This is a genomic window from Bradyrhizobium sp. 45, assembly GCF_023073155.1.
GTDB classification, from domain to species: domain Bacteria; phylum Pseudomonadota; class Alphaproteobacteria; order Rhizobiales; family Xanthobacteraceae; genus Bradyrhizobium; species Bradyrhizobium canariense_D.
Genome location: NZ_JADPIX010000154.1, coordinates 522462 through 546466 on the forward strand (window position 1 = coordinate 522462; position 24005 = coordinate 546466).

18 protein-coding genes and 1 pseudogene are annotated in these 24005 nt (G+C 65.1%); 7 read left to right on the forward strand and 12 right to left on the reverse strand.

What is annotated here, in order from left to right:
• Positions 1-183: 183 nt before the first annotated feature.
• Positions 184-1232 (forward strand): annotated as a pseudogene (locus IVB42_RS39735) (DUF2155 domain-containing protein).
• A gap of 7 nt (positions 1233-1239) precedes the next feature.
• Here the strand turns inward: IVB42_RS39735 and aat are convergent.
• From aat to IVB42_RS39785, 10 genes are all read right to left on the reverse strand, one after another.
• Positions 1240-1920: a leucyl/phenylalanyl-tRNA--protein transferase gene (aat, locus tag IVB42_RS39740; protein ID WP_026232743.1), complete on the reverse strand. Its 681-nt coding sequence runs from the start codon at positions 1918-1920 to the stop codon at positions 1240-1242.
• Positions 1921-1970: 50 nt separating this feature from the next.
• Positions 1971-3074: a histidine kinase dimerization/phosphoacceptor domain -containing protein gene (locus IVB42_RS39745; RefSeq protein ID WP_247368580.1), complete on the reverse strand. Its 1104-nt coding sequence runs from the start codon at positions 3072-3074 to the stop codon at positions 1971-1973.
• The gene (locus IVB42_RS39750; RefSeq protein WP_018454485.1) at positions 3071-3511 is read right to left on the reverse strand and encodes a response regulator; all 441 of its coding nucleotides are present in this window, start codon (positions 3509-3511) and stop codon (positions 3071-3073) included. The genes IVB42_RS39745 and IVB42_RS39750 overlap by 4 nt, the downstream gene beginning before the upstream one ends.
• Positions 3508-5025 carry a CHASE3 domain-containing protein gene (locus IVB42_RS39755; protein WP_085353526.1) on the reverse strand — a complete coding sequence of 506 codons (1518 nt, stop codon included), beginning with the start codon at positions 5023-5025 and terminating at the stop codon, positions 3508-3510. The genes IVB42_RS39750 and IVB42_RS39755 overlap by 4 nt, the downstream gene beginning before the upstream one ends.
• Before the next feature lie 106 nt (positions 5026-5131).
• On the reverse strand, positions 5132-6490 hold the full coding sequence (accC, locus tag IVB42_RS39760) for an acetyl-CoA carboxylase biotin carboxylase subunit (RefSeq protein WP_018454483.1): 1359 nt from the start codon (positions 6488-6490) through the stop codon (positions 5132-5134).
• Positions 6491-6550: 60 nt separating this feature from the next.
• On the reverse strand, positions 6551-7039 hold the full coding sequence (gene accB, locus IVB42_RS39765; RefSeq protein WP_007591611.1) for an acetyl-CoA carboxylase biotin carboxyl carrier protein: 489 nt from the start codon (positions 7037-7039) through the stop codon (positions 6551-6553).
• Positions 7040-7075: 36 nt separating this feature from the next.
• On the reverse strand, positions 7076-7543 hold the full coding sequence (gene aroQ / locus IVB42_RS39770) for a type II 3-dehydroquinate dehydratase (RefSeq protein ID WP_247395218.1): 468 nt from the start codon (positions 7541-7543) through the stop codon (positions 7076-7078).
• 227 nt (positions 7544-7770) lie between these two features.
• The gene (locus IVB42_RS39775) at positions 7771-8670 is read right to left on the reverse strand and encodes a DUF1236 domain-containing protein (protein ID WP_085353522.1); all 900 of its coding nucleotides are present in this window, start codon (positions 8668-8670) and stop codon (positions 7771-7773) included.
• Positions 8671-8902: 232 nt separating this feature from the next.
• Positions 8903-9670: a DsbA family protein gene (locus IVB42_RS39780; RefSeq protein WP_018454480.1), complete on the reverse strand. Its 768-nt coding sequence runs from the start codon at positions 9668-9670 to the stop codon at positions 8903-8905.
• 126 nt (positions 9671-9796) lie between these two features.
• Entirely contained in the window at positions 9797-11200 is a 1404-nt protein-coding gene (locus tag IVB42_RS39785) for a M48 family metalloprotease (RefSeq protein WP_247390484.1), read from the reverse strand.
• A 221-nt stretch (positions 11201-11421) separates the two neighbouring features.
• Here IVB42_RS39785 and IVB42_RS39790 point away from each other — a divergent pair, with 221 nt between their 5' ends.
• From IVB42_RS39790 to IVB42_RS39800, 3 genes are all read left to right on the forward strand, one after another.
• Complete coding sequence (locus IVB42_RS39790) at positions 11422-12609, forward strand: aminotransferase class I/II-fold pyridoxal phosphate-dependent enzyme (protein WP_247395217.1); 1188 nt, start codon at positions 11422-11424, stop codon at positions 12607-12609.
• Positions 12610-12696: 87 nt separating this feature from the next.
• On the forward strand, positions 12697-13251 hold the full coding sequence (locus IVB42_RS39795) for a biotin transporter BioY (RefSeq protein WP_247395270.1): 555 nt from the start codon (positions 12697-12699) through the stop codon (positions 13249-13251).
• Between the two features lie 84 nt (positions 13252-13335).
• On the forward strand, positions 13336-14670 hold the full coding sequence (locus IVB42_RS39800) for a dicarboxylate/amino acid:cation symporter (protein WP_018454476.1): 1335 nt from the start codon (positions 13336-13338) through the stop codon (positions 14668-14670).
• Between the two features lie 92 nt (positions 14671-14762).
• Here IVB42_RS39800 and IVB42_RS39805 read toward each other — a convergent pair whose 3' ends face one another.
• Both IVB42_RS39805 and IVB42_RS39810 read right to left on the reverse strand, forming a co-directional pair.
• Positions 14763-15995, reverse strand: a complete 1233-nt coding sequence (locus tag IVB42_RS39805) for an FAD-binding oxidoreductase (RefSeq protein WP_204511082.1) — start codon at positions 15993-15995, stop codon at positions 14763-14765.
• A gap of 64 nt (positions 15996-16059) precedes the next feature.
• Positions 16060-18357: an Rne/Rng family ribonuclease gene (locus IVB42_RS39810; protein ID WP_345946678.1), complete on the reverse strand. Its 2298-nt coding sequence runs from the start codon at positions 18355-18357 to the stop codon at positions 16060-16062.
• 15 nt (positions 18358-18372) lie between these two features.
• Between IVB42_RS39810 and IVB42_RS42430 the strand changes: the two genes are divergently transcribed.
• The 3 genes from IVB42_RS42430 to IVB42_RS39820 all read left to right on the forward strand — a co-directional run bounded on the left by IVB42_RS42430 (position 18373) and on the right by IVB42_RS39820 (position 23910).
• Positions 18373-19221, forward strand: a complete 849-nt coding sequence (locus tag IVB42_RS42430) for a hypothetical protein (protein WP_345946677.1) — start codon at positions 18373-18375, stop codon at positions 19219-19221.
• A 616-nt stretch (positions 19222-19837) separates the two neighbouring features.
• Positions 19838-21130, forward strand: a complete 1293-nt coding sequence (locus tag IVB42_RS39815) for an N-acetylmuramoyl-L-alanine amidase (protein ID WP_247395215.1) — start codon at positions 19838-19840, stop codon at positions 21128-21130.
• 272 nt (positions 21131-21402) lie between these two features.
• A complete protein-coding gene (locus IVB42_RS39820; protein WP_085353514.1) occupies positions 21403-23910 on the forward strand; it encodes a penicillin-binding protein 1A in 2508 nt (835 codons plus the stop codon).
• Positions 23911-24005 lie beyond the last annotated feature (95 nt).

Below are 24005 nucleotides of genomic sequence, written 5' to 3' on the forward strand. Positions count from 1 at the left end.
TGATTGTTCGTTGGACGTCGTTTTCGGGGCGATGCCCGCCTGACCCCTGAGAGGAGTGCTCGACTATTCCATCCGGGGGCCGATCTGGCCAGACCGGGCCGGGAAGGGCAGGGATGCCGCCCTTCCCCCGCCGTATTCGCCGTGTTAACCGGATGGCCTGCGAGCGGCGGTATCCCCTGTAGAATGTCCTCCAGCAAGCCCGATTCGCTGTTGAAGCCGCGCGAGATATGTTTCGAACATTTACCCTGACAGGTCTTGCGGCGCTTCTGGCCGCCACCGCACTGACGGCTGCGACGCCGGCGCAGGCGCAGATCGGCACGATCTTCTCCGATCCGCCGCCGCTGCGGCCGCCCGGCACCATTCCGCGTGGCCAGCCCCAGCCGCAGCCGCAGATCCCCGATGACGACGAAGAGGTGCCGGAGCTGCCGCCGCAGGGCCGTGTGCTGCCGTCGCGTCCGATGGCGCCACCGCCAGGCCGGCAGGGCAATGTGATGCCGGGGCCGGTCGAGACCCAACCTCTGGCGCCGCCGCCCGGTTCTAGCGCCGCTCCGCCAAACCAGCCGCCGCCCGTCGCGGTCGCTCCGCCCAATCCGCAAGGCGCCCCGGGTGCGCCCGGTCAGCGTCAGCCACAGCAGAAGGGCGGACCGGGCGGCGCTGTCCCGCAGACGCCGGCGAGCCTTCAGCCGGGCGACGAAGTCGTCACCGAGCCGCCGGCCCAGAAGATCGTGAACAAGAAAGCGACCTTCTCCGGCCTCGACAAGATCACCGGGCGCATCATCAACTTCGACGAGGAGATCGGCGAGACCGTGCAGTTCGGGGCGCTGCGCGTCAAAACCGATGCCTGCTACACGCGGCCCGCGACCGAGGCCGCCAACACCGACGCCTTCGTCGAGGTCGACGAGATCACCTTGCAGGGTGAGGTGAAGCGCATCTTCTCGGGCTGGATGTACGCGGCAAGTCCGGGCCTGCACGGCGTCGAGCACCCGATCTATGATATCTGGCTCACCGACTGCAAAGAGCCGCAGCAAACGATTGCGACCGCGGCACCGGATCCCGGCACCAAGCCGGCACCGCCGCCGCCCGCGCAGAAGAAGGCCGCGCCCAAGCAGGTGCAGCAGCGTCCGCCGCAGCCGTTACCGCCGATCCAGCAGCAGCAGCCGGCACCGCCGCCACCACCTCCGGCGCCCGAGCAGCGGCCTGGTCTGTTCGGTTTCCCCGGGTTTGGCCGGTAATTGCTGATTATTGCCGCGCAGCGATGATCTCGAGCGCGCGCGCGCCCGGGATCGCTTCGCCGGCCGAGAGCCTCAGGAAATCGCCAGGCTCGCCCGCGAGCGCCTTGTCGAGCAGCGCGGTGTAGCGCCGCCGCGAAATCTCGGCCGCGCCAAAACTCTTCAGGTGTTCGGTGACATATTGGGTGTCGAGCAGCTCGAAGCCGCCATGGATGAGCCGCGCGACCAGATGCACCAATGCGACCTTGGAGGCATCGCGTGCGGTGTGGAACATGCTTTCGCCGAAAAAAGCCCGGCCCAGGCTGACGCCGTAAAGGCCGCCGACGAGGTCCTCGCCCTGCCAGGCCTCGACGCTGTGGCAATGGCCGAGCTCGTACAGCCCGCCATAGAGGTCGCGGATGCGCTTGTTGATCCAGGTGTCCTCGCGCCCGGCTTGGGGTGCGGCGCAGCCGGCGATCGTGGCCTTGAAGGCGGTATTAACGGTGACGCGGAATGAATCCGAACGCACGGTGCGCGCGAGCCGCGAGGCCACGCGAAATCCGTCGAGCGGGATGACCCCGCGCAACTCCGGCTCGACCCAGAACAGGGTCGGATCATCGGCGCTTTCAGCCATCGGAAAGATGCCGCAGGCATAGGCGCGCAGCAGCACGGCTGGCGTGATTTCAGACGGGGCAGAGTCGCGCGAAGTCATGGCGCGCCATAATAGCAGGATCGCAAGGCGCTTGCGATGGGCGGTGCGGATCAGTTCGCTGCGGCAGTAGCCGGCTTGCCGGCGGCAGCCGGGACACGGCGGAACATCAACATGACGCGGGTTCCGGAATGGTTGGGGTCGCGCTCGACCGAAGCGTCGAGCTTGCTGGCCATGGCTGCGACGATACGCTGCCCCATGCCGGTGGAGCGCGGATCGGCCTTGACGTTGTCGCCGACGCCATCGTCGCTGATCGACAGCAGGAGATCGTCGCCCTGCGAGGTCAGCTCCACATGGATCGGGCCGGCGCCGTCAGGGTAGGCGTATTTTACCGCGTTCATCACCAGCTCGTTGACGATGATGCCGACGGCGACCGCACGGTCTGGATCGATCTCGATCGGTTCGGCCTTCAGCGTCAGGCGCGACATCCGGTTGCCCTCGGCCGAGCGGCGCAGATCCTCGAGCAGTGAGTCCAGATACTGGTTCAGGACCACGCTCTTCAGGTCTTGCGAGGTGTAGAGGCGGCGGTGCACTTGCGCGACTGCGGCGACGCGGCCCATCGCATTGGTCAACGCAGCCTTGACCTCGTCCTGCGCGGCGGAGCTGGCCTGCAGGTGCAGGAGGGAGGCGATGATCTGCAGCGAGTTGCCGACGCGGTGGTTGACCTCGCGCAATAGCAGCTCGCGTTCGGCTGCAAGAGCAGCGTAGCGGTCGCGCGAGGCATGGATCTCGGCTTCGGCTTCCTCGCGCGCCTTCTGCAATTCGGCCTGGCGCAGCGCGCCATCGGCCGCGACGTGAAGCAGGGGAATGAAGTCGCCCTTGACGTCCTTGACGAGATAATCGGCCGCGCCCGCCTTCAGCGCCGTCACCGCGATGCTGGAATCCTGCGAGGCCGTGACGAAGACCACCGGCGGCGCGCCCGGGATCGCCATGATCTGCTCCAGCGTTTCCAGTCCGTCGAGGCCGGGCATGTATTGGTCGAGCGCCACCACGTCGATACCGCCGGTCGTGGCCGCGCGGCGGATGTGCTCGAGGCCTTCCTCGCCGCTTGCGGCGTGAACGACCTTGTAGCCGCGCCGTGTCAGGCCGCGATCGACCAAGCGCGCCAGCGCCCCGTCATCGTCGATGTAGAGCAGTGTGGGCGTACGTTGATTCATGGGGCGGCGGGCGGGACCTGGATGACCGAGAAGAACAAGCCGAGCTGCCGGATGGCATTGGCGAAATTCTCGTAGTTCACGGGCTTGGTGATGTAGACGTTGCAGCCGAGCTCGTAGCAGCGTTTGATTTCCTGGGAATCGTCGGTGGTGGTCAGCACCACCACGGGCGAGGCCTTCAGGTATTTGTTCTCCTTGATCTGCTTTAAAATGTCGATCCCGGTCATGTCGGGGAGGTTGAGATCGAGCAGGATCAGGAGCGCATTGCCTTTTTGCACGAGCCCGCTACCGTCGGGCCCGAACAGGTGCTTCATCGCCTCAGTGCCGTTGGCAAAGGAGATGATCTCGTTGTTGACGCCGGACCTCCGGATGTTCCGCTCGATCAGCCGCGCGTGGCCCTCGTCGTCCTCGATCATGATGATGGTGACGGGTTGAGTCATTGATCCGCGTTCCGGTTGCTGGCGTTCCAGGTGATGGGCAGCGTGATGGTGAACGTGCTGCCCGTATTCAGTTCCGATGATACCGACATGGTGCCGCCGAGGCGACGCACAAGTGCACGCACATGCGCAAGACCGATGCCCTGACCGGGCTTGTCCTGGGTTCCGGCGCGGCGAAACAGGTCGAAGATCCGCTGGTGGTCCTTGGCGTCGATGCCGCGGCCGTTATCGCTGATCTCGAAGATAGCGTAGCCGAGCTTGGTGCGCCCGCGGATTCTGATCTCGCCGGGGACGCCGGGCTTGAGATATTTGATGGCGTTGTCGATCAGATTGGAGAAGATCTGCTCCAGCGCCAGGCGGTCGCTGACGAGATCCGGCAGCGGGGCGATGTGGATCTCGGCCTGCGCTTCGGCGGCCTGATGCGCCAGCGTCGACACGATGGCTTCGATCAGCTCGCGCGTGTCGATCTTTTCCGGCTGGAACTCGCGCCGGCCCTCGCGGGTGAGATTGAGGATCGCCGAGATCAGGCGGTCCATCTTGGCGATCGACGACTTGATGAAGCCCAGCGCTTCGGAAAAATCGTCTGACAGCTGCTTGTCCGGACCTTCGAGTGCGATCTCGCCGTCCGGCAACGGCGGCCCGTCGGCCGGGACATGGGTGAGGCTGCCGATACGGCGGAAAATGTCGCCGCCGAGCTCTTCGAGCTCACTGGTGAAGCCCATGATGTTAACGAGTGGCGAGCGCAGATCGTGGCTGACGATATAGGCAAAGCGCTGGATCTCGTTGTTGGCTTCGCGCAGATCGGCCGTGCGTTCGTCGACCACGCCCTCCAGATTGACATTGGCATCGCGCAGGCGCGCCTCGGCATCGTCGCGGGCAAGGGCCGAGCGCCGCACCAGCCAGATCGAGATCAGGGCCAGCAGCACGACGAGGCCGGAGCCGATGCCGGTCATCGACGCGGCCAGGGTCTGGCTGCGGTCCGAATTGACCGTTCGCAGCCGGAATAGCCGTTCCTCCTCCTGAATCATCCCGGTCGCGACATTGGCGATCGCGGCCGTGGTGTCCGTGGAGGCGATCTCGCGGACCAGCGCTGCGGCCTTCTCCGGCTCGCCGCGCCGGATGAAGTCCATCTCCTGCACGAACTGGCCGAGCCTAGTCTCGATCGCCGCGCTCAGCTTCTCGATGCTTTGGCGTTGCTCCGGATTGTCGCCGATCAGGCGCGTGAGCCTGTCGAGAGCCGGGACGATGGCCGCCACGGCCTTGTCATGGTCGACCTTGAAATCCTCGCCTTGTGTCAGAAGGTAACCCCGGGCGGTGCTCTCGGCGCGGCGGATTTCCAGCAGGAGGGCGTTGATCTGGTTCTCCGCCTCGATGGTGTGAATCACCCATTTGCTGTCGTCTCTCGCCTTGTTGACGAGGTAGACGGAGCCGGCGCTGATCACGGTCAGCACCAGGAGACCGGCCGCGAACAGCAGGATCTGCCAGAATCTACGCCGCCGCTGCGCGTCAGCGATCACGACGGTCTCGCTCGATCAGGCTTGCCGGACTTCAAAACGCCCCCTCGGTACTGTCCCCATCGTGCCAAACGCGATTAGGGCCAAAGGGTTCCACGGGAAAGGACGGCTACTTCGGGGCGGGTTCCGCCTTGTTGGCGAGATATTGTTCCAGCCAGTGGATGTGATAGTCGCCGTTGATGATGTCGTCTTCGCGCACCAGAGCGCGGAACAGCGGCAGGGTCGTCTCGATGCCCTCGACCACCATCTCGTCCAGCGCCCGGCGCAGCCGCATCAGGCACTCGCCGCGGGTCTTGCCGTGCACGATCAGCTTGCCGACCAGCGAGTCGTAATAAGGCGGGATCGTATAGCCCTGATAGACTGCGGAATCGATCCGCACGCCGAGCCCCCCGGGCGGGTGATATTGCGTGATGCGGCCGGGCGAAGGACGAAAGGTCTGCGGATTCTCGGCGTTGATGCGGCACTCGATCGCGTGGCCGATGACCTGGACCTCGTCCTGCCTCGCCGGCAGGTCGCCGCCGGCGGCGATGCGGATCTGCTCCAGCACGAGGTCGATGTCGGTGATGCTCTCGGTGACGGGATGCTCGACCTGGATGCGGGTGTTCATCTCGATGAAGTAGAACTCGCCGTCCTCGAACAGGAACTCGATCGTGCCGACGCCGAGATATTTCATCTCGCGCATCGCCTTGGCGCAGGTCTCGCCGATCTTGGCGCGCGCCGCCGCGGTCAGCACGGGCGAGGGGCCTTCCTCCCAGACCTTCTGGTGGCGTCGCTGCAGCGAGCAGTCGCGTTCGCCAAGATGAATCGCGCCGCCGCGGCCGTCGCCGAGGATCTGGATCTCGATGTGACGCGGCTTCTGCAGATATTTCTCGAGGTAGACGGAAGCATCGCCGAAGGCGGATTTGGCCTCGTTGGCGGCCGTCGACAGCGCCACCTGAAGATCGGCCTCGCTCTCGGCCACCTTCATGCCGCGGCCGCCGCCGCCCGCCGCGGCTTTGACCAGCACGGGGAAGCCGATCTTCCTGGCGATCGCCATCGCGTCGTCGTTGGGGCCGACCCCTCCGTCGGAGCCGGGCACCACGGGAATGCCGAGCTTCTTGGCGGTCCTCTTGGCCTCGATTTTGTCGCCCATCAGGCGGATGTGCTCGGCCTTCGGGCCGATGAAATGCAGATTATGCTCAGCGAGGATTTCGGCGAAGCGCGCGTTCTCCGACAGGAAGCCGTAGCCGGGATGCACGGCATCGGCCCCGGTGATCTCGCAGGCCGCGAGCAGCGCGGGCACGTTGAGATAGCTGTCCTTGGAGGCCGGCGGCCCGATGCACACGCTCTCGTCCGACAGGCGCACATGCATGGCGTCGGCGTCGGCGGTTGAATGCACGGCGACGGTCGCGATCCCGAGCTCCTTGCAGGCCCTGAGGATGCGAAGGGCGATCTCGCCGCGGTTGGCTATGAGGATCTTGTCGAACATGGTGTCCTTATTGGACTGACGCGCGGAAAGCGGCGAGGGCGATGAGACCGCCCTCGAACGTCACTCAATGATCACGAGCGGCTCGCCGTACTCGACCGGCTGGCCGTCCTCGATCACGATCTGCGTCACCGTGCCGGCGCGCGGCGAGGGGATCTGGTTCATGGTCTTCATGGCTTCGATGATCAGCAGCGTCTGGCCGACCGAGACCTTGCTGCCGACCTCGATGAACGGCTTGGCGCCGGGCTCCGGCGCCCAATAGGCGGTGCCGACCATCGGCGAGGTTACGGCGCCGGGATGCTTCGACAGGTCGGCAGCGGCAGGCGCGGCGGCAGCTGCGGCCGCCGGGAGCGCGGCGGGGGCAGCTGCCATCTGCATCGGCATGGTCGCGGCGACGCTGATATTGCGGGCGACACGCAGGCGCAGGCCGGCACGCTCGATCTCGATTTCGGTGAGGCTGGTCTCATCGAGCAGCAAGGCGAGCTCGCGGACGAGGGCAGAATCCTCGCTGGAAAACTTTGCGGCTGCTTTGTCGTCTGGCTGGCGCGCCATGTTGTTTGATCCGAATGTTCTGTGTGAAGGGGAGCGTCAGGCTTTGGGCTTGATGCCGAGCTTGGCGGCAAGGCCCTGGATGGCGAGGCGATAGCCCTCGACGCCGAAACCGCAGAGGGAGGCGAAGGCCGCGCGCGCGGTGTAGGAGTGATGACGGAAATTCTCGCGGGCGTGGATGTTGGTGACGTGCACTTCGACCGTCGGGATCTGCACCGCGAGCAGCGCGTCGTGCAGCGCGATCGACGTGTGCGAATAGCCGCCGGCATTGATGATGATGCCCTTCATCTTGCGGGCGTGTGCCTCGTGGATGAAGTCGATCAGCTCGCCTTCGCGGTTGGACTGCCGGCAGTCGGCCTTGAGGCCGAACGTCGCCGCCGTCTCCCGGCACAGCGCCTCGACGTCGGCCAGCGACGCATGCCCGTACTTCTCGGGCTCGCGCGTCCCCAACATGTTGAGGTTCGGCCCGTTCAGGACAAGGATCGTGTCGGTTGCTGGTTCGGCCATTCCAATCCCGCAAGAGCTGCTTCAGCGTGGCGGGGTTATAGGTAACAAAGCGCGTGAGGGGAAGCCTTGAAGGACCTCCGAGGTGGCTTCAGATACCTCATCCGGGGTGCAAAAATCTGTGTGGAAGCTACGGAAATTGCTTGTTAACCAGTCCGAAGCATGGCTGCTGGCCGAACGGCAAAGGGGCGGGCATTGCTGCCCGCCCCCGATGGTTGCCGGGTATCGTCTTACGTGTTCAGGACAGCCACGATCTCATAGGTGTCCGGATTCACGATCACGATCTCATCCTTGACCAGGACGTAGCGATAGGTCCGCCATTCCGGATAGATCGTCACGACGCGGGACGGCAGGGTGTGCAGCTCAATACCCTCGCGCGGAATGCGGGTGCCGACCGAGATCGAGAAGTTCACGTTGGTCACCGGACGCACGTGCTCCTCGCGGATCACCGAGGTGATCTGCGTGCGTTGCTCGGTCGAGAGCTTGGCGCCCGCGCCGGCCTGACCGACCGTCGTGTTGGTGCTGCTCTGACCCTGCGCGTTCTGGTTGGAGCTGGTGCCGGTCTGACCCTGCGCGTTCTGGTTGGTGCTGGTGCCGGTCTGGCCCTGAGCGTTCTGGTTGGTGCGCGTCTCGGTACCCTTCTGGTTCTCGGCATTGTTGGTGCTGCTGGTGCCGCTCTTGGCGCCCTCAGCCTTCATGTCCTTCTGGTCCTTGGCGCCGGACTTGCTCGTGTCCTGACTCATGCTCTTGGACTTGTCCTGCTGACCCTGCGCGCGTTCGTCGGTGTGCTGGCCCTTGGTGGCGCCGGACTTGTCCTCAGCCGCGTTCTTGTTCATCTCGCGGCCGGAGTGCTCGTCCTTTGTTGCGCCGGAGGATTTGTCCTCGGCGGACGTGCCGGACTTCATGCTGCTGGAGCCGCCGGCCTGGCCGACGGTGCCCTTCTCATGGGCGGATTCCTTACCCATCGAGCCGCCGCGTTCGGCAGCGCCGCCGGAGGGCTGCGAATGCTGCGTCTGCGCACCACCGGCGCCGCCACCGCTGTCGCGGTTCATGGTGCCCTGTGCGTTCGCCAGACCGGTGCCCGCGACGAGCGCGAGTGTGGCAACCGAGATCATAAAGCGGTTAGACATGGAATTCTCCTCACGTGTTCATTTGCGTCATTGCCCGCGCCGACAACGAAAGGAGATTTGAGTTGTTCCGGAACTTCGGTGGTTCCGAGGCTTTTGTTTGTTGAATGCCAGATGAATGCGCGCGCCAGATTTCGGCGCAATGAAAAGGCCGGCTTTTCAGCCGGCCTTTTGCGTGCGTGAGTTGTAGAGCAGATCGCTGATCAGCAAGTCGCCTTGTTAGCAGGTCGCCTTTTTAACAGGTCGCCTTGCCGCAGCGGGCCACAGCGATCTTTTCCTTCAGGCTATCGACACCGACGGCGCCGACAACGATCTGCTTGCCGATCACGTAGCTCGGCGTGCCGTTCATGCCCATTGCTTCGGCGAGCTTGAAGTTCTCCTCAATGGTGCTGCGCACCTCGGCGCTGCCGATGTCCTTCTCGATTCGAGCGGTGTCGAGGCCAGCTTCCTTGGCCGCCTGAAGTGCGCGCGCCTTGTCGGCCGCGCCACGACCGCCGAGCAGCTTCTGGTGGAAGTCGAGGTACTTCTTGCCGGAGGGATCCTGCATGCGCACCGCGACGGCGACCTGGGCCGCTTCGACCGAGCCCTGGCTCAGTACCGGAAACTCCTTCAGCACCACCTTCAGCTTCGGATCGGCCTTCATGAGGGTGAGCATGTCGTCCATCGCGCGCTTGCAGTAGCCGCAATTGTAGTCGAAGAACTCGACGAAGGTGACGTCGCCGTCCTTGTTGCCGAGCACGACCTGGCGCGGTGAGTTGAAGATCGCATCGGAATTCTGAGCGACGCTGGCCTCGTGTTTCTGCGTCTCCGCCGCGGCCTGGCGCTTGGTGAGCTCGGTCATCGCTTCCTCGAGCACCTCGGGATGGGTGACGAGATAGTTCTTGATGATCGCCTCGATGTCCGTGCGCTGGGCATCGGAGAAGCTGTCGGCCGACGCGGGCGCGGCTGCGCCGAACATGGCGAGCGCAAACAGCGCGGGAGCAAGCAGGCGCAGCGAAGGCATAGGCAAATCCTCTTATCCAAAGCAGGTTTCGGAAAACGTCCCGGCGGACTTAAGCTCGGTGTCGTGACGTCGTTTCGTAAGGCGTCGTGGCGTAAGGCGTCGTCTTGTAAGATCGTCTTGGTCTTGTCAGTTGCGCGGCGGTTTCGACGCCACGATGTCGTCGGCCTTGACCCATCCGGGCGTGCCGACGGCGAAACGGGTTTTCGCGCGCGTCGCAAGCTCGCGGGCGGTCTTGTTGTCGCCGCGCAGATAGGCGGCCTGCGCCGACGCCAGATCCGCCTCGGCATAGTCGCCTTTCCGGCCATACGCCATCGCGAGCTGCATGTAGCCGAGCACGGCCTCCGGTTCCCGTGCGACCGCGGCCCGGAGAATCCGAACGGCGTCATCGGTGTAGGCCTTATTATCGGACCCAACCAGAGCCTGCCCAAGTAACATCTCGATGAGGGGCGCGTTGTTCGAAAGTGCGACAGCCTTGCGCAGGGCCGGGATCGCCTCCGCCGGCTTGCCGCCCTCCAGCAGCGCCTGGCCGCGCACCTCGTAAAAATACGCGTTGTTGGGCTGGACCTGGATCAGCGCGTCGATCTGGGTGAGCGCGCTGCGCAAATCCCCGTGCAGATAGGTGCTGATGGCGCGGGCATAGCGCGCCGGCATGCTGTCGTTGGTCAGGGGATAGCGGCGGTACACCGTTTCCGGCCGCTCCATGAAGGCGGAGATCTTGGCGCGCACCATGTCGTGGCGCAGCTGGAGCGCGGGATCGTCCTTTTTGTCCCAATAAGGGCTGGCGCTGGCGAACTCCTGCAGTGAAGCGACGCGCTCGGCGGGCATCGGGTGCGACTGGAGATAGGGATCGGCGCCGCGCGCCGCGAACAGGCTCTCGCTGGTGAAGCGCTTGAAGGTTTCGTACATGCCCCTGGGCGACTGCTGGGTCGCTGTCAGGAATTTCACGCCGGCGCGGTCGGCGTTCTCCTCCTGCTGGCGCTGATAGGACAGCAGCGTCCGGCGAATCATCTCCTGCGGGCCGGCGAGGGCGGCGGCTCCTGCATTGGCAAGGCCATTGTTACCGGCGCTGCCGCTGCCGCGGGTGCTGCCCACGGCCATCGCGCCGGCGCCGAGCAGCATGGCGATGATCATCTGCGTCTGGGCGTTGGCGAGCTGCTCGCGCAGCTTGGACAAATGGCCGCCGGCCAGATGCCCGGTCTCGTGCGCGAGCACGCCGATGATCTGGTTTGGCGTTTCCGACTGGAGGATCGCGCCGTAATTGACGAAGATGCGGCGGCCATCGGCGACGAACGCGTTGAACGAGCCCTCGTTGACGATCACCATCTGGATGTTCTGCTTCTCCAGGCCGGCGACGCGCAGGATCGGGCGGGTGTATTCGCGCAGCAGCTGCTCGGTTTCGGTGTCGCGCAGGACCGGCGGCCCCTTGGCCTGCGCATGCGCGGCCGAGAACGGCGTCAGCGCGATCGCAGCCGCCGCGAGGAGGGAGATGAGGGCGGTGGCCTTCTTGCGCAATGCGATCTGGAACAACATCAAGCGGTCTGGGTCAAACGGTCTTATCAGCAGGCTGGTCAAGCATTCTTGGTCGAGCAGTTTCGTGATTGGTTTTGGCGATTGGCGGCGGACCGGATACGCGATATGCCCTTTTTGAGCCGTTCCCCTTATGAGCCGTACAATGCGGCCAGTCTGGGGCGCAAGCACCCCGTTTTTCCCGGGTCGGACGGATCGGCCCCGCCAGCGAATAGCAGAAATCGATGCACGATGCGACCTTGAGGAACCGGTTGGGGCAGTGGCTCGCGCCCTCCCGCCGCAGCGATGTTCCCCCGTTCATGGTGATGGACGTGATGGCCGCGGCGGCCCGAATCGAGGCGGCCGGGGGCCATGTCATCCACATGGAGGTTGGCCAGCCCGCCGCCGGCGCGCCTAAGACCGCGATTGCAGCCGCCCATGCGGCGCTCGAGGCCGGGCGGATCGACTATACCTCAGCGCTTGGCATCCCCTCCTTGCGCGAGCGCATCGCGCGGCATTATCGCGATGCCTATGGCTGTGACGTCAGCCCCGAGCGGGTCGTAGTGACCACCGGCTCCTCCGGCGGGTTCATTCTGGCTTTCCTGGCGATGTTTGACCCGGGCGACCGCGTTGCCGTGACGGTGCCGGGTTATCCGCCGTACCGTCATATCCTTACCGCGCTCGGCTGCGAGCCGGTGCTGATCGAGACCACGAACGAGACCCGCCATGCGCTGACGGGCGAGGCGCTGCTGGCCGCCCATCGCAAGGCGCCGCTGAAGGGCGTGCTGGTCGGCAGTCCCGCCAATCCGACCGGGACGATGATGTCCCGCGAGGCGCTCGCTGGCCTGATCGCTGCGGCGGAAGACGCCGGCATCCGTTTCATCTCGGACGAGATCTATCACGGGCTCGACTACGCGTTTCCCGCCGTGACGGCTGCGGCGCTGTCGGACCAAGCACTCGTGATCAACTCGTTCTCGAAGTATTTCTGCATGACGGGCTGGCGCGTCGGCTGGATGGTCGTGCCCGAGATTCTGGTGCGGCCGATCGAGCGGCTGCAGCAGAACCTGTCGATCTCGGTGCCGTCGCTGTCGCAGATCGCGGCCGAAGCGGCCTTCGACGGCGCGGCCGAGATGGAGGAGATCAAGCACGGCTATCAGGAAAACCGGCGCATCCTGATCGAGGGATTGCCCAAGGCCGGCCTGACCAGATTTCTGCCGGCCGACGGCGCGTTCTATCTCTATGCGGACGTCTCGGATTTCACCTCCGACAGTTTCGAGTTCGCCAAGCAGATGCTCGAACAGGGCCATGTCGCGGTCACGCCGGGCCTCGACTTCGATCCCATCCATGGTCGTTCATTCATACGGCTCTCTTATGCGCGTTCGGCTGCGGAGATGCGGGAAGCAGTTGACCGGATCGCTCACTGGCTTAAATAGCCGCCAGTTTTCGCCAGCCTTCTGGAGTGCAACTTGTCTGACCGTTCCGTCCCCTCTACCGCCACGCATTCTCCTCTCGCCGCATTGATGTGGCCGATCCGGCCGGGTGAAACCGTCGGCGCCTTGCGCGCTGTCGTGCTGATTGCGCTCGGCACCGCCCTAATGGCGCTGTCAGCCAAGGTGAACCTGCCGCTGCCTTACGTGCCCATGACATTGCAGACGCTGGTCGTGTTGATGATCGGCGCCGCCTATGGCTGGCGGCTTGGCAGCGCAACCATGATCGCCTACCTCGCCGAGGGCGCGATGGGCCTGCCGGTGTTTGCCGGCCCTGTCGGTGGGATTGCACCGCTGGTGGGCCCGACCGCGGGTTACCTGTTCGGCTTCATTGGCGCCGCCTTCGTCACCGGCTGGCTCGCCGAGTGCGGCTGGGATCGCAGCGTAACGCTGCTGTTTGCGGCCATGGCGGCCGGCCACATCCTCATTCTGGCCGCGGGCTTTGGCTGGCTGGCCTTCGGTCTCGGCCTGGGCGCCGCAAAGGCGTGGCAGGTCGGCCTGATGCCGTTCGTTGCGGCGTCGCTGGTCAAGAACGCGCTGGGCGCGACGTTGATGCCGGCGATACGCCGGGTGGTCGATCGCGGGTAAAGCGCGCAATATCGAGCAGTTCCGATTGACAGGGCCGGCCAAGTTGATCTTGGCTGGCCTGGCGTTTTGAGGGGGAGTGAAACAATGACGACGACAACGATGGTGGGGGCGCCGGTCGCGCCGCCCGCCGCCAAGCCGTGGTACAAGGTACTTTATATCCAGGTGCTGATCGCGATCGTGCTCGGCGCCATCGTCGGCTGGCTCTGGCCGTCGGTCGCCACCAATGAGTGGATCAAGGCACTCGGCGACGGCTTCATCAAGCTGATCAAGATGGTGATCGCGCCGATCATCTTCTGCACCGTTGTCTCGGGCATCGCCCATATCCAGGACGCCAAGAAGGTCGGCCGCATCGGCGTCAAGGCGCTGGTCTATTTCGAGATCGTCTCGACCTTCGCACTGGTGATCGGCCTAGTCATCGGCAATCTGGTGAAGCCGGGTGCGGGCTTCGGCGGTGCCGCCGCCAATGCGCAGGCCGTCGCCAACTACGCCAAGCAGGCCGAAGGCCAGAAGTCGGTCGACTTCGTGCTGCACATCATTCCGGACACCGTCGTCGGCGCCTTCGCGCAAGGCGAGATCCTGCAGGTGCTGCTGTTCTCGGTGCTGTTCGGCTTCGCCATCATGGGGCTCGGCGAACGCGGCCACACCATCCGCTCGTTCATCGACGACGCCGCGCATGCGGTGTTCGGCGTCATCTCCATCGTGATGCGCGCAGCCCCGATCGGTGCATTCGGCGCGATGGCCTACACCATCGGCAAGTTCGGCACCGGGGCGATCCTCAACCTGGTCGGCCTGATCGCGACGTTCTACCTGACCGCGGCGCTGTTCGTATTCGTCGTGCTCGGAATCATCGCGCGCTTCGCCGGCTTCTCCATCTTCAAGTTCCTCGCCTACATCAAGGACGAGCTGCTGATTGTGCTCGGCACCTCGTCCTCGGAAAGCGCGTTGCCGTCCTTGATGGAAAAGCTCGAGCGCCTCGGCTGCTCCAAGTCGGTGGTCGGCCTCGTGGTGCCCACGGGCTATTCGTTCAATCTTGACGGCACCAACATCTACATGACGCTGGCGACGCTGTTCATCGCGCAGGCGCTGGGCTTCGATCTCACCTTCGGCCAGCAGCTCACCATCCTGGTGGTGGCGATGCTGACCTCGAAGGGCGCCTCCGGCATCACGGGCGCGGGCTTCATCACGCTGGCGGCGACGCTCGCCGTGGTCGATCCGCGCCTCGTGCCGGGCATGGCGATCGTGCTCGGCATCGACAAGTTCATGAGCGAGTGTCGCGCGCTGACCAATCTGTGCGGCAACGGCGTTGCCTGCGTGATCGTCGCCTGGTGGGAGGGCGAACTCGATCGCGACAAGCTCAACGCCAACCTCGCCCGGCAGATCGATCCGACCGACATGGAAACGGCGGTCACGACGGACTGATCTGCATGTGGCGGTGCCGAGCGCCGTCAGATGTTGAAATAATAGGGCTGGTCGAGATCCTCGATCAGCCCTTTTTCTTTCGCTGCGAGGGCTTAGAACCGCTCCGGCCGGTACGGCGTGGGATCGATCGCGGGCGTTTCGCCGCTCATCATCTCCGCGAGCAGGCGCCCGGTCGCGGGTCCCAGCGTAAAGCCCTGGTGGCCGTGGCCGAAGTTCATCCAGAGGCCGGGATGGCGTGGGGCGGGGCCGAGCACCGGCAGCATGTCGGGCGTGCAGGGGCGGGTGCCGAACCATGGGTCGGGCTCGACCCGCTTGCCGAGGTCGATCAGCTCGCGCGCGGAAGCTTCCGCGCTGGCGAGCTGCACGGGCGTTGCCAGCGCGTCCAGGCCGGTCAGCTCCGCGCCGGTGGTGATGCGGAGACCCTTCGCCATCGGACCCATGGCGTAGCCACCGGCCTTGTCGACCAGCGGCAGATCGAGCGAGGCGCCGCCGCTGTAATGCATGTGGTAGCCGCGCTTGCGCACCAGCGGGATGCGATAGCCGAATTTGAGCAGGAGATCGGGCGACCACGGCCCGAGCGTCACGACGGCGTGGGCGGCGTCGACGCGCCCATGGTCTGTCTTGACCGACCAGCCGGTGGCGGTCTGCTGCAGGCTTTGGGCATCACCGAGCACGATGGTGCCGCCGAGGCGCTCGAACAGATCGGCATAGGCCGTGACCAGCGCGCCGGGATCGGACACGGTCCAGGTGTCGAGCCAATGGATCGCGCCGGGCAGGTCGTCGCGCAGGACAGGTTCGGCCTTGGCGAGCTCGGCGCCCGAGAGCGCACGAAACCTCACGCCGAATTCGCGCTGGTCTTCTTCCGCCGCCTTGACGGCGAGATCGAACGAAGCTGCGTCGCGATGCAGGTGCCGGTATCCCGCGCGGCGGATCAGATTGTCGGCGTGGGCTTCGCGAATGAGGATGTCGTGCTCCGCCGTCGCGTAGGCGATCAGCCGCGCCCAGGCGTCGATCGCCTCACGATGCCGCTTCGGCGCCGAATGCCACCAATAGCGAAGCAGGGGCTCGATATGGAGATGAAGCGAAGACAGGCTGTAACGCACGTCATTGGTGCGGCCGGTCGCGATCTTCAGGAGCGTGGCGAGGTCGCGCGGCATCGGGTAGGGGCGCACCGCTTCCGCCTGGATCATGCCGGCATTGCCGTAGCTGGTCTCTCGGCCCGGCTCTCTGCGGTCGATCAGCGTGACGGACCAGCCACGCTGCTGCAGGTGCAGCGCCGCGCTGACGCCGATCATGCCGCCGCCGAGGACGATCGCGCTTTGCATTGAACTGACCTCGCCAAATCAAAACCGCCCGGTTTGGCCGGGCGGTTTCAACTATCTTGTTGCTCTATTCGCCGCCGCCGAAGCGGCGGGACCACCAGCCGGCACGACGCGGTGCGGGCGAGGTTTCGCTTGCCGCTGAGGGCGCGGGCTCCGGAGCGGGTGTGGGCGGGGCAACCGGCTCGGCCGCCTGTGCAACCGGTGCCGGTTCACTCTGGCTGCTCGACAGGAAGCTCACCTTTTCCCGAACCGTCGAACGGCGTCGTGCAGCCTTGTCGTCCGCGTGCTCCTCGTCCGCGGCCGAAGGAGCCGGCTCAGGCTGGGCCGTTGCTTCAATCCGTGCTTCGGCCCGCGGCTCAGGCTGGGTGACCTGAGGTTCTGACGTGTGCTCGGCCTGCGCGATCGAGGGCGCTGCCTCGCCGCCAAAACTGTCGAAATCGGCGACTGCGTTGGTGGCTTCCGACGGCGCATTGGCACTAAGCTCGTCGCTGATGGAGCCGGCGAGACCTTCCTCGCCAGGACCGCGACGGCGGCGGCCACCACGGCGACCACGCCGGCGACGGCGATCGGCGCTGCCCTGCTGCTCGCCACGGGCTGCCTGTTCCTCGCCTTCCTCGCCTTCCGGTTCGGCCTCGGCATCCTCTTCGCCTTCGCCGGCCGCCATGGCCGTCTCGGCAATAGCGGGCGCTCCATCCTCGCGCGTCTCCTCGTCCCGCGGACCACCGCGACCGCGGCGGCGACGGCGACGCTTGCGGCGCTGGCTGTCCTGCTCGGTAGCGGCGTCGCCTGCGGTCTGCTCCTCGATGAGACCTTCGGTCTCCTCGGTCTCGACCTCGGATTCGCTCTCCGGATCGAACTCCTCGTCGTCATAGGCCTCTTCGACCAGGGGCGGCGGGCTTGCGGCCGCCTGGGCCGCCAGCAGAGCCTTGGCGGCTTCCAGCGTATGCACCTGCTCGCCGCGGTCGATGACATAGGCCTGCGGTCCGCTGACGCTCGGGTCGGCGATGACCGACAGCGTGACCTTGAAGCCGTTCTCAAGGTCGCGCAGATGGCCGCGCTTGTGGTTCAGCACATAGAGCGCGACGTCGGTGCGGGTGCGGACCACGAGGTTGTGGGTTGCGCCCTTCATCAGGATCTCTTCGAGGCCGCGCAGCAATTGGAGCGCAACCGAGGACACCGAGCGGACATGGCCGGTGCCGCCGCAATGCGTGCAGGGATCGGTTGAGGATTCCAGCACGCTAGCGCGGATGCGCTGGCGTGACATCTCGAGCAGGCCGAAATGCGAGATGCGTCCGACCTGGATCCGCGCGCGGTCCTGCCGGAGGCAATCGGACAGCTTGCGTTCGACCGCGCGGTTGTTGCGCTTCTCGTCCATGTCGATGAAGTCGATGACGATCAGGCCGGCGAGGTCGCGCAACCGAAGCTGACGCGCAACCTCCTCGGAGGCCTCGAGATTGGTCTTGAGCGCGGTGTCTTCGATATGATGCTCGCGCGTCGAACGGCCGGAGTTGACGTCGATCGAGACCAGCGCTTCGGTCTGGTTGATCACGATGTAGCCGCCGGAGCGCAACTGTACGGTCGGCGAGAACATCGCATCCAGCTGGCTTTCGACGCCCATCCGCGAGAACAGCGGCTGGCCGTCGCGATACTGCCTCACCGCGCTCACATTGGCGGGCATCAACATCTTCATGAAGTCGCGCGCTTCGCGATAGCCGGCATCGCCCGCCACCTGGATCTCGTCGATCTCCTTATTGTAGAGGTCGCGCAGCGAGCGCTTGATCAGCGAGCCTTCCTCGTAGACGAGGGTCGGGGCCTGCGACTTCAGCGTCATGTCGCGCACCGTCTCCCACATGCGGATCAGGTACTCGAAATCGCGCTTGATCTCGGGCTTGGTGCGGGCGGCACCCGCCGTGCGCAGAATGATCCCCATGCCCTCGGGTACGTCGAGATCCTGCACCACTTCCTTCAGGCGCGAACGGTCCTGCGCGCTCGTGATCTTGCGGCTGATGCCGCCGCCGCGCGCGGTGTTCGGCATCAAGACGGCATAACGGCCGGCGAGTGAGAGGTAGGTCGTCAGCGCCGCGCCCTTGTTGCCGCGCTCTTCCTTGACGACCTGCACCAGCATCACCTGGCGACGCTTGATGACTTCCTGGATCTTGTACTGGCGGCGGGGACGGAAGGTGCGCTCCGGCACTTCCTCCAGCACATCGTCGCCGCCGACGGATTCAACGACGTCCTCTTCGGCTTCCTCGTCGTCCTCGTCTTCGTCGTCATCCTCGGCCGTCGCTTCGGAGTCGTGATGCGGAGCCTGCGCACTCTCACCTGCGGCGTACACGGCGTCGGCAGGCTCAGTAGCCGATGTCACGGCCTCGGCAAGATCGTGAGCGTGCGCGTCGGAGGCAAACTCCTCCGGCTCGGCAACGGCCTCGGTGGCGACCGCGGGCTCGGCGCCGATCGCCGCGACAGGCGCCGGTGTCTCGTCGGCATGATCATGGTCGTGATGATCGTGCTCGCCATGATGATCGTGGTCGTGATGATCGTGCGCGTGATGATCGTCACCATGGGCATGATGATGGTCGTCGTGGTCATGCCCTTCGTGGTCATGTGCTTCGTGGCCGTGATGATCGTGGCCTTCGTGCTCGCCGTGATGCTCTGCGTCGGCGTGCAGGTGCTCGCCCTCGTGCGAAGCGCCCTCAGGCAGGGCCTCGCCCTGGACCTGCCGGGCCGCGGGATCGCCTTCGACGACCTCGCTGCGGACGCGCTCGCCATGGCTACGGCGGCGGGAATTGCGGTGGCGGGAGCGGCGGCGGCCCTGGGAGCGGTTCTCGCTCTCTTCCTCGGCCTCGCGATGGGCCTGCTCCTCGGCTTCGATCAGCGCCTGCCGGTCGGCAACCGGAATCTGGTAGTAGTCGGGATGGATTTCGCTGAAGGCGAGGAAGCCGTGGCGGTTGCCGCCATATTCGACGAAAGCGGCCTGGAGCGAGGGTTCGACCCTTGTGACCTTGGCGAGGTAGATATTCCCGCGCAGTTGCTTGCGTTGCGCGGTCTCGAAATCAAACTCTTCGACGCGATTGCCGCGGACCACGACGACCCGGGTCTCTTCCGGGTGGGTGGCATCGATCAACATCTTGTTGGGCATGTCTTAACTCTTGGCGGCGGCGGGCGCGATTCACCGTGGGCGCCATCAGCGCTGCCGGGTGACGCGACGGTCCACCTGATTCGGGGGTGAGGGGAAGGCCGAAACACCGTCTCTCGCGCCTTGCCGAACCGAAAGCCGGAGGACCGAAGCGGCGCGCGGAATTGTCACTCCGCAGCGTCGCGAATGGTCCTTCAGAATTGGTCGGCACAGTCTGGCGCATCAAGCGTCGGCCCGTATGAAACATTGGGCGGCGGGGCCGCCCCTCAATCAGTTGCTGTTGGCCAGGCATGGCGCGAGCGCGCTCGCCTTGGGGTATTACGAACCGCTCCCTTGGGATTAAGGGACCGGGTAACGGGTTGCGCCGCTGTCAGAACCGTCCCGGAAACGTGTTGGTAACCGAGGACCGTTCCGCCGCCGGGGCTTGCCCCGCTCCACCTTGCTGCCGCGCACCGCGCTGGACTTAGAGGGGAACGGAAAAACGCTGGAATTCCCAAACCTTGAGAGTTCCGGCGCTGCACCGGGAGGCTGAATGCGACACAACCGGAAATATCGGCCGTCAGCATTCCGTACATACGTGGATTGGGCCATCCGTGCAAGGAGCGTCGCACGGCGGTCACAGTCAGCGAGTTTCGCGTGTCTGTCATTAAGGATCGTTTAACCCTGTGGTTCTATTGCGTTAAAGAGGCTGCTCGGAGGCACGGAATCGGTGGCGAGCCGCGCAAATCAAAGGATCCTGCTGGGATGCGTGCTGCTCTGCGCGGCGGCATTGCCGTGTGCTGATTCCTCGCGCCTGAAGGCCGCGGAAAGTCAGCCTCAACTCCCTGTTGCATCAGCGAATTTCCCAACGGCCTGGGCCGCCCGACTGGCCGGGGACGGCAGGCAGACTCGCTTTGTCCTCGACATCGATCAGACCGTTAGCTTCCGCGCAGTCACTCTGGCCGACCCGTATCGGGTGGTGGTTGACGTTCCCCAGGTCAATTTTCAACTTCCCGCCGGGACCGGGTCCGGCGGACGCGGACTGGTCAAGGCCTTCCGCTATGGGCTTGTGATGCCCGGCGGCTCCCGAATCGTGTTCGACCTGACGGGCCCGGCCAAGATCGCCAATTCCTACGTGGTGGAGGCTGCCAACGGCCAGCCGGCGCGGCTGGTGCTCGAAATGGAGGAGGTCGAGCGCACCGCCTTCGTGCCGTCGCTGGCTCCGGAAAACCGTCCTGAGCTGCGGCCGGCTATTGCCGATCCGCCGCCCGCGACGGTTCCCGCATCTGCCCACCCTGAAGCCGGGCAGAAGGCCGATGGCCGCGCGGTCGTCGTCATCGATCCCGGCCATGGCGGCATCGACAACGGCACGCAGTCGAGCGGCGATAGCGAGAAGAATCTGGTGCTGGCCTTTGGCCTGGCGCTGCGCGAACGGCTGGAAAAGACCGGCAAATATCGCGTGGTGATGACCCGAGACGACGACACCTTCATCCCGCTCAACGACCGGGTCAAAGTCGCCCGCAGCCTCAAGGCGGCGTTGTTCGTCTCGATCCATGCCGACGCGCTGCCGCGCGCCGAGGGCGATGCGCAGGGCGCGACCATCTACACGTTGTCCGACAAGGCCTCCGACGCCGAGGCGCAGCGGCTGGCGGATGCGGAGAACCGGGCGGACGCCATCGCCGGCTTCAACCTCGCGGAGGAGCCGACCGATGTCGCCGACATCCTGATCGATCTCACCCAGCGGGAAACCCGTACCTTTTCAAGCCGTTTTGCTCGCCTGTTGATGGGCGAAATGAAGTCGACGGTGCGGATGCACAAGCATCCCCTGAAGTCAGCCGGCTTCCGGGTGCTGAAGGCGCCCGACGTGCCGTCGGTCCTGGTCGAGATCGGCTATGTCTCCAACAAGGGCGACCTCGAGCATCTGGTCTCCGAGGGATGGCGGTCGCGTGCCGTGGGCTCGATGGCGCAGGCGATCGACGGGTTTTTGGCCAAACGGATGGCCACGGCCGGATCGTCGAATTGACGACCGGGCGATCGTCCAGTTGACGACCCGGGGATCGTTGAATTGAGAGTGATTTTCCGTCCCGCCGCAAAAGCCCTAGTTTGGCCACAGCGGGCGCTTTATAAAAACGCCGCAGGGGGTTCCGGAATCGGCGAGAATCCCGCTCGGCAAGCGCCTTGAGTCCGGCACTAATAGTATTGAGTAAAGCCGGTGAATTCGCGATGGTTTGGTGCCTGTTTCTGGTGCCAGGGCTGATCTTGGGCTGATCCAGAGTTTGAACGGATAAACAGATAATGCGCTTGCTGGTGCGGTTCATGGGCTTCCTGTTCGCCGCGGGAACGGTGTTGTTCCTTGTCGGGGTGGGTGCCGTCGCAGGCCTGATCTGGCATTTCTCCAAGGACTTGCCTGACTACTCTCAGCTTCAGGATTACGAGCCGCCGGTGATGACCCGCGTGCACGCGACCGACGGCTCGCTGCTCGGCGAATACGCCAAGGAGCGGCGGCTGTACCTGCCGATCCAGGCGGTGCCGAAACTCGTGATCAACGCCTTCCTCGCGGCCGAGGACAAGAATTTCTACGAGCATGGTGGCATCGACTACACCGGCATGGCGCGCGCCGGCGTGGTCTACATCCAGAACTACGGCTCCAACCGCCGTCCGCAGGGCGCTTCCACGATCACCCAGCAGGTCGCCAAGAACTTCCTTCTGACCAACGAGGTCTCCTTCGCGCGCAAGATCAAGGAAGCCTTGCTGGCGATGCGGATCGAGAAGACCTACTCGAAGGACAAGATCCTCGAGCTGTATCTGAATGAAATCTATCTGGGCTTAGGTGCCTACGGAATCGCGGCTGCGTCGCTGGTTTATTTCGACAAGTCGGTGAATGAGCTGACCGTCGCGGAAGCGTCCTATCTCGCGGCGCTGCCGAAGATGCCCGCGACGCTGCATCCTGTCCGCAACCGCGACCGCGCCATCGAGCGCCGCAACTACGTGATCGATCGTCTGGTTGAGAACGGCTGGGTCAAGCAGGCCGACGCCGACAAGGCGCGCAAGGAGCCGCTGGCCGTTACCAGCCGTTCCAACGGCGCCCACACCTTCGCCGGCGAATATTTCGCCGAGGAAGTGCGCCGCGACATCTTCGAGCGCTATGGCGAGAAGAAGCTGTATGAGGGCGGCCTTTCGGTCCGCACCACGCTCGATCCCAAGATTCAGGTCATGGCGCGCAAGACCATGGTCGCCGGTCTCGTCAACTATGACGAGCAGCAGGGCTATCGCGGCGCAATCAGCAAGCTCGACATTTCGGGCGACTGGGGCGTGAAGCTCGCCGAAATCAAGTCTCTGTCCGATATCTCGCCGTGGCGCATGGCGGTGGTGCTGGAGACCAGCGACCAGTCGGCGCGCATCGGCTTCCAGCCGAGCCGCGAACTCGGCGGCGCCGTGAGCAAGCAGCGCGAGACCGGCCTCATCACGCTCGACGGTATCAAATGGGCAAGAGCGGCCTCGGGGGCTGCGAAGGGCAGGGCGGCGAGTGCGGTGTCGCAGGTGCTCCAGCCCGGCGACGTGATCTACGCCGATCCGCTGTACAAGGACGCCCAGCCTGTCGAAGGGCAGTACCGGCTGCGCCAGATCCCGGAAGTGTCCGGCGCGATGGTGGTGATGGACCCCTGGACCGGTCGCGTGCTGGCGATGGTCGGCGGCTTCTCGTTCGACCAGAGCCAGTTCAACCGCGCCACGCAGGCCTATCGGCAGCCCGGTTCGTCGTTCAAGCCGATCGTCTATTCGGCTGCGCTCGACAACGGCTATACGCCTTCGACTGTCGTGCTCGACGCCCCGATCGAAATCGATCAAGGCCAGGGCGCGGGCGTGTGGCGGCCTGAAAACTTCTCCTCGGGCAAATTCCAGGGGCCGGTGACGCTGCGCAACGCATTGCGGCAGTCGCTCAACACGGTGACGGTGCGCCTCGCCCAGGACATCGGCATGCCCTTGATCGGCGAATATGCCCGCCGCTTCGGTGTCTATGACGAACTGCCGAACTATCTGTCCTACGCGCTCGGCGCCGGCGAGACCACGGCGATGCGCATGGTCACGGCCTATTCGATGCTCGCCAATGGCGGCCGCCGGGTGAAGCCGACCCTGATCGACCGCATCCAGGATCGCTACGGCCACACCATCTTCAAGCACGACCAGCGCGAATGCCGTGGCTGTGACGCGCCCGGCGGCTGGAAGAACCAGAACGAGCCGCAGCTGATCGACCGCCGCGAGCAGGTGCTGGATTCCATGACCGCCTATCAGATCACCGAGCTGATGGAAGGCGTGGTCCAGGCCGGTACCGCGACCGTGGTCAAGCAGGTCGGCAAGCCGATCGCCGGCAAGACCGGCACCACCAACGAGGCCAAGGACGCCTGGTTCGTCGGCTTCTCGCCCGACGTCGCCGTTGCCATCTATATGGGCTATGACAAACCGCGTCCGCTCGGCAAGGGCAACGCCGCGACCGGCGGCCATCTCGCAGCTCCCATCGCACGCGACTTCCTCCAGCTCGCGCTCGCCGACAAGCCCGCGGTCCCGTTCAAGGTGCCGGCCGGCATCAAGCTGGTGCGGGTCGTCGCCAAGTCCGGCATGCGCGCCGGTCCGGGCGAGACCGGCGGAACCATTCTCGAAGCCTTCAAGCCGGGCACGGCGCCGCCGGATAACTACTCCGTCATCGGCGTTGCCGATGCCGATGGGCGAGGCGGCGTGCCGGCGTCGCAGCAGCAGCAGCCGGATTCCGGTTTCTTCATGCGGCCGGGCACCGGCGGGCTGTACTAAGGCTTAGGACAAGACAGACGTTCGTCGCCGCGGCGGTTGCGCTTTGCAGCCGCCGCCGCTACATCCCGTTGTCATTAGACGCGGAAAAATTCCGC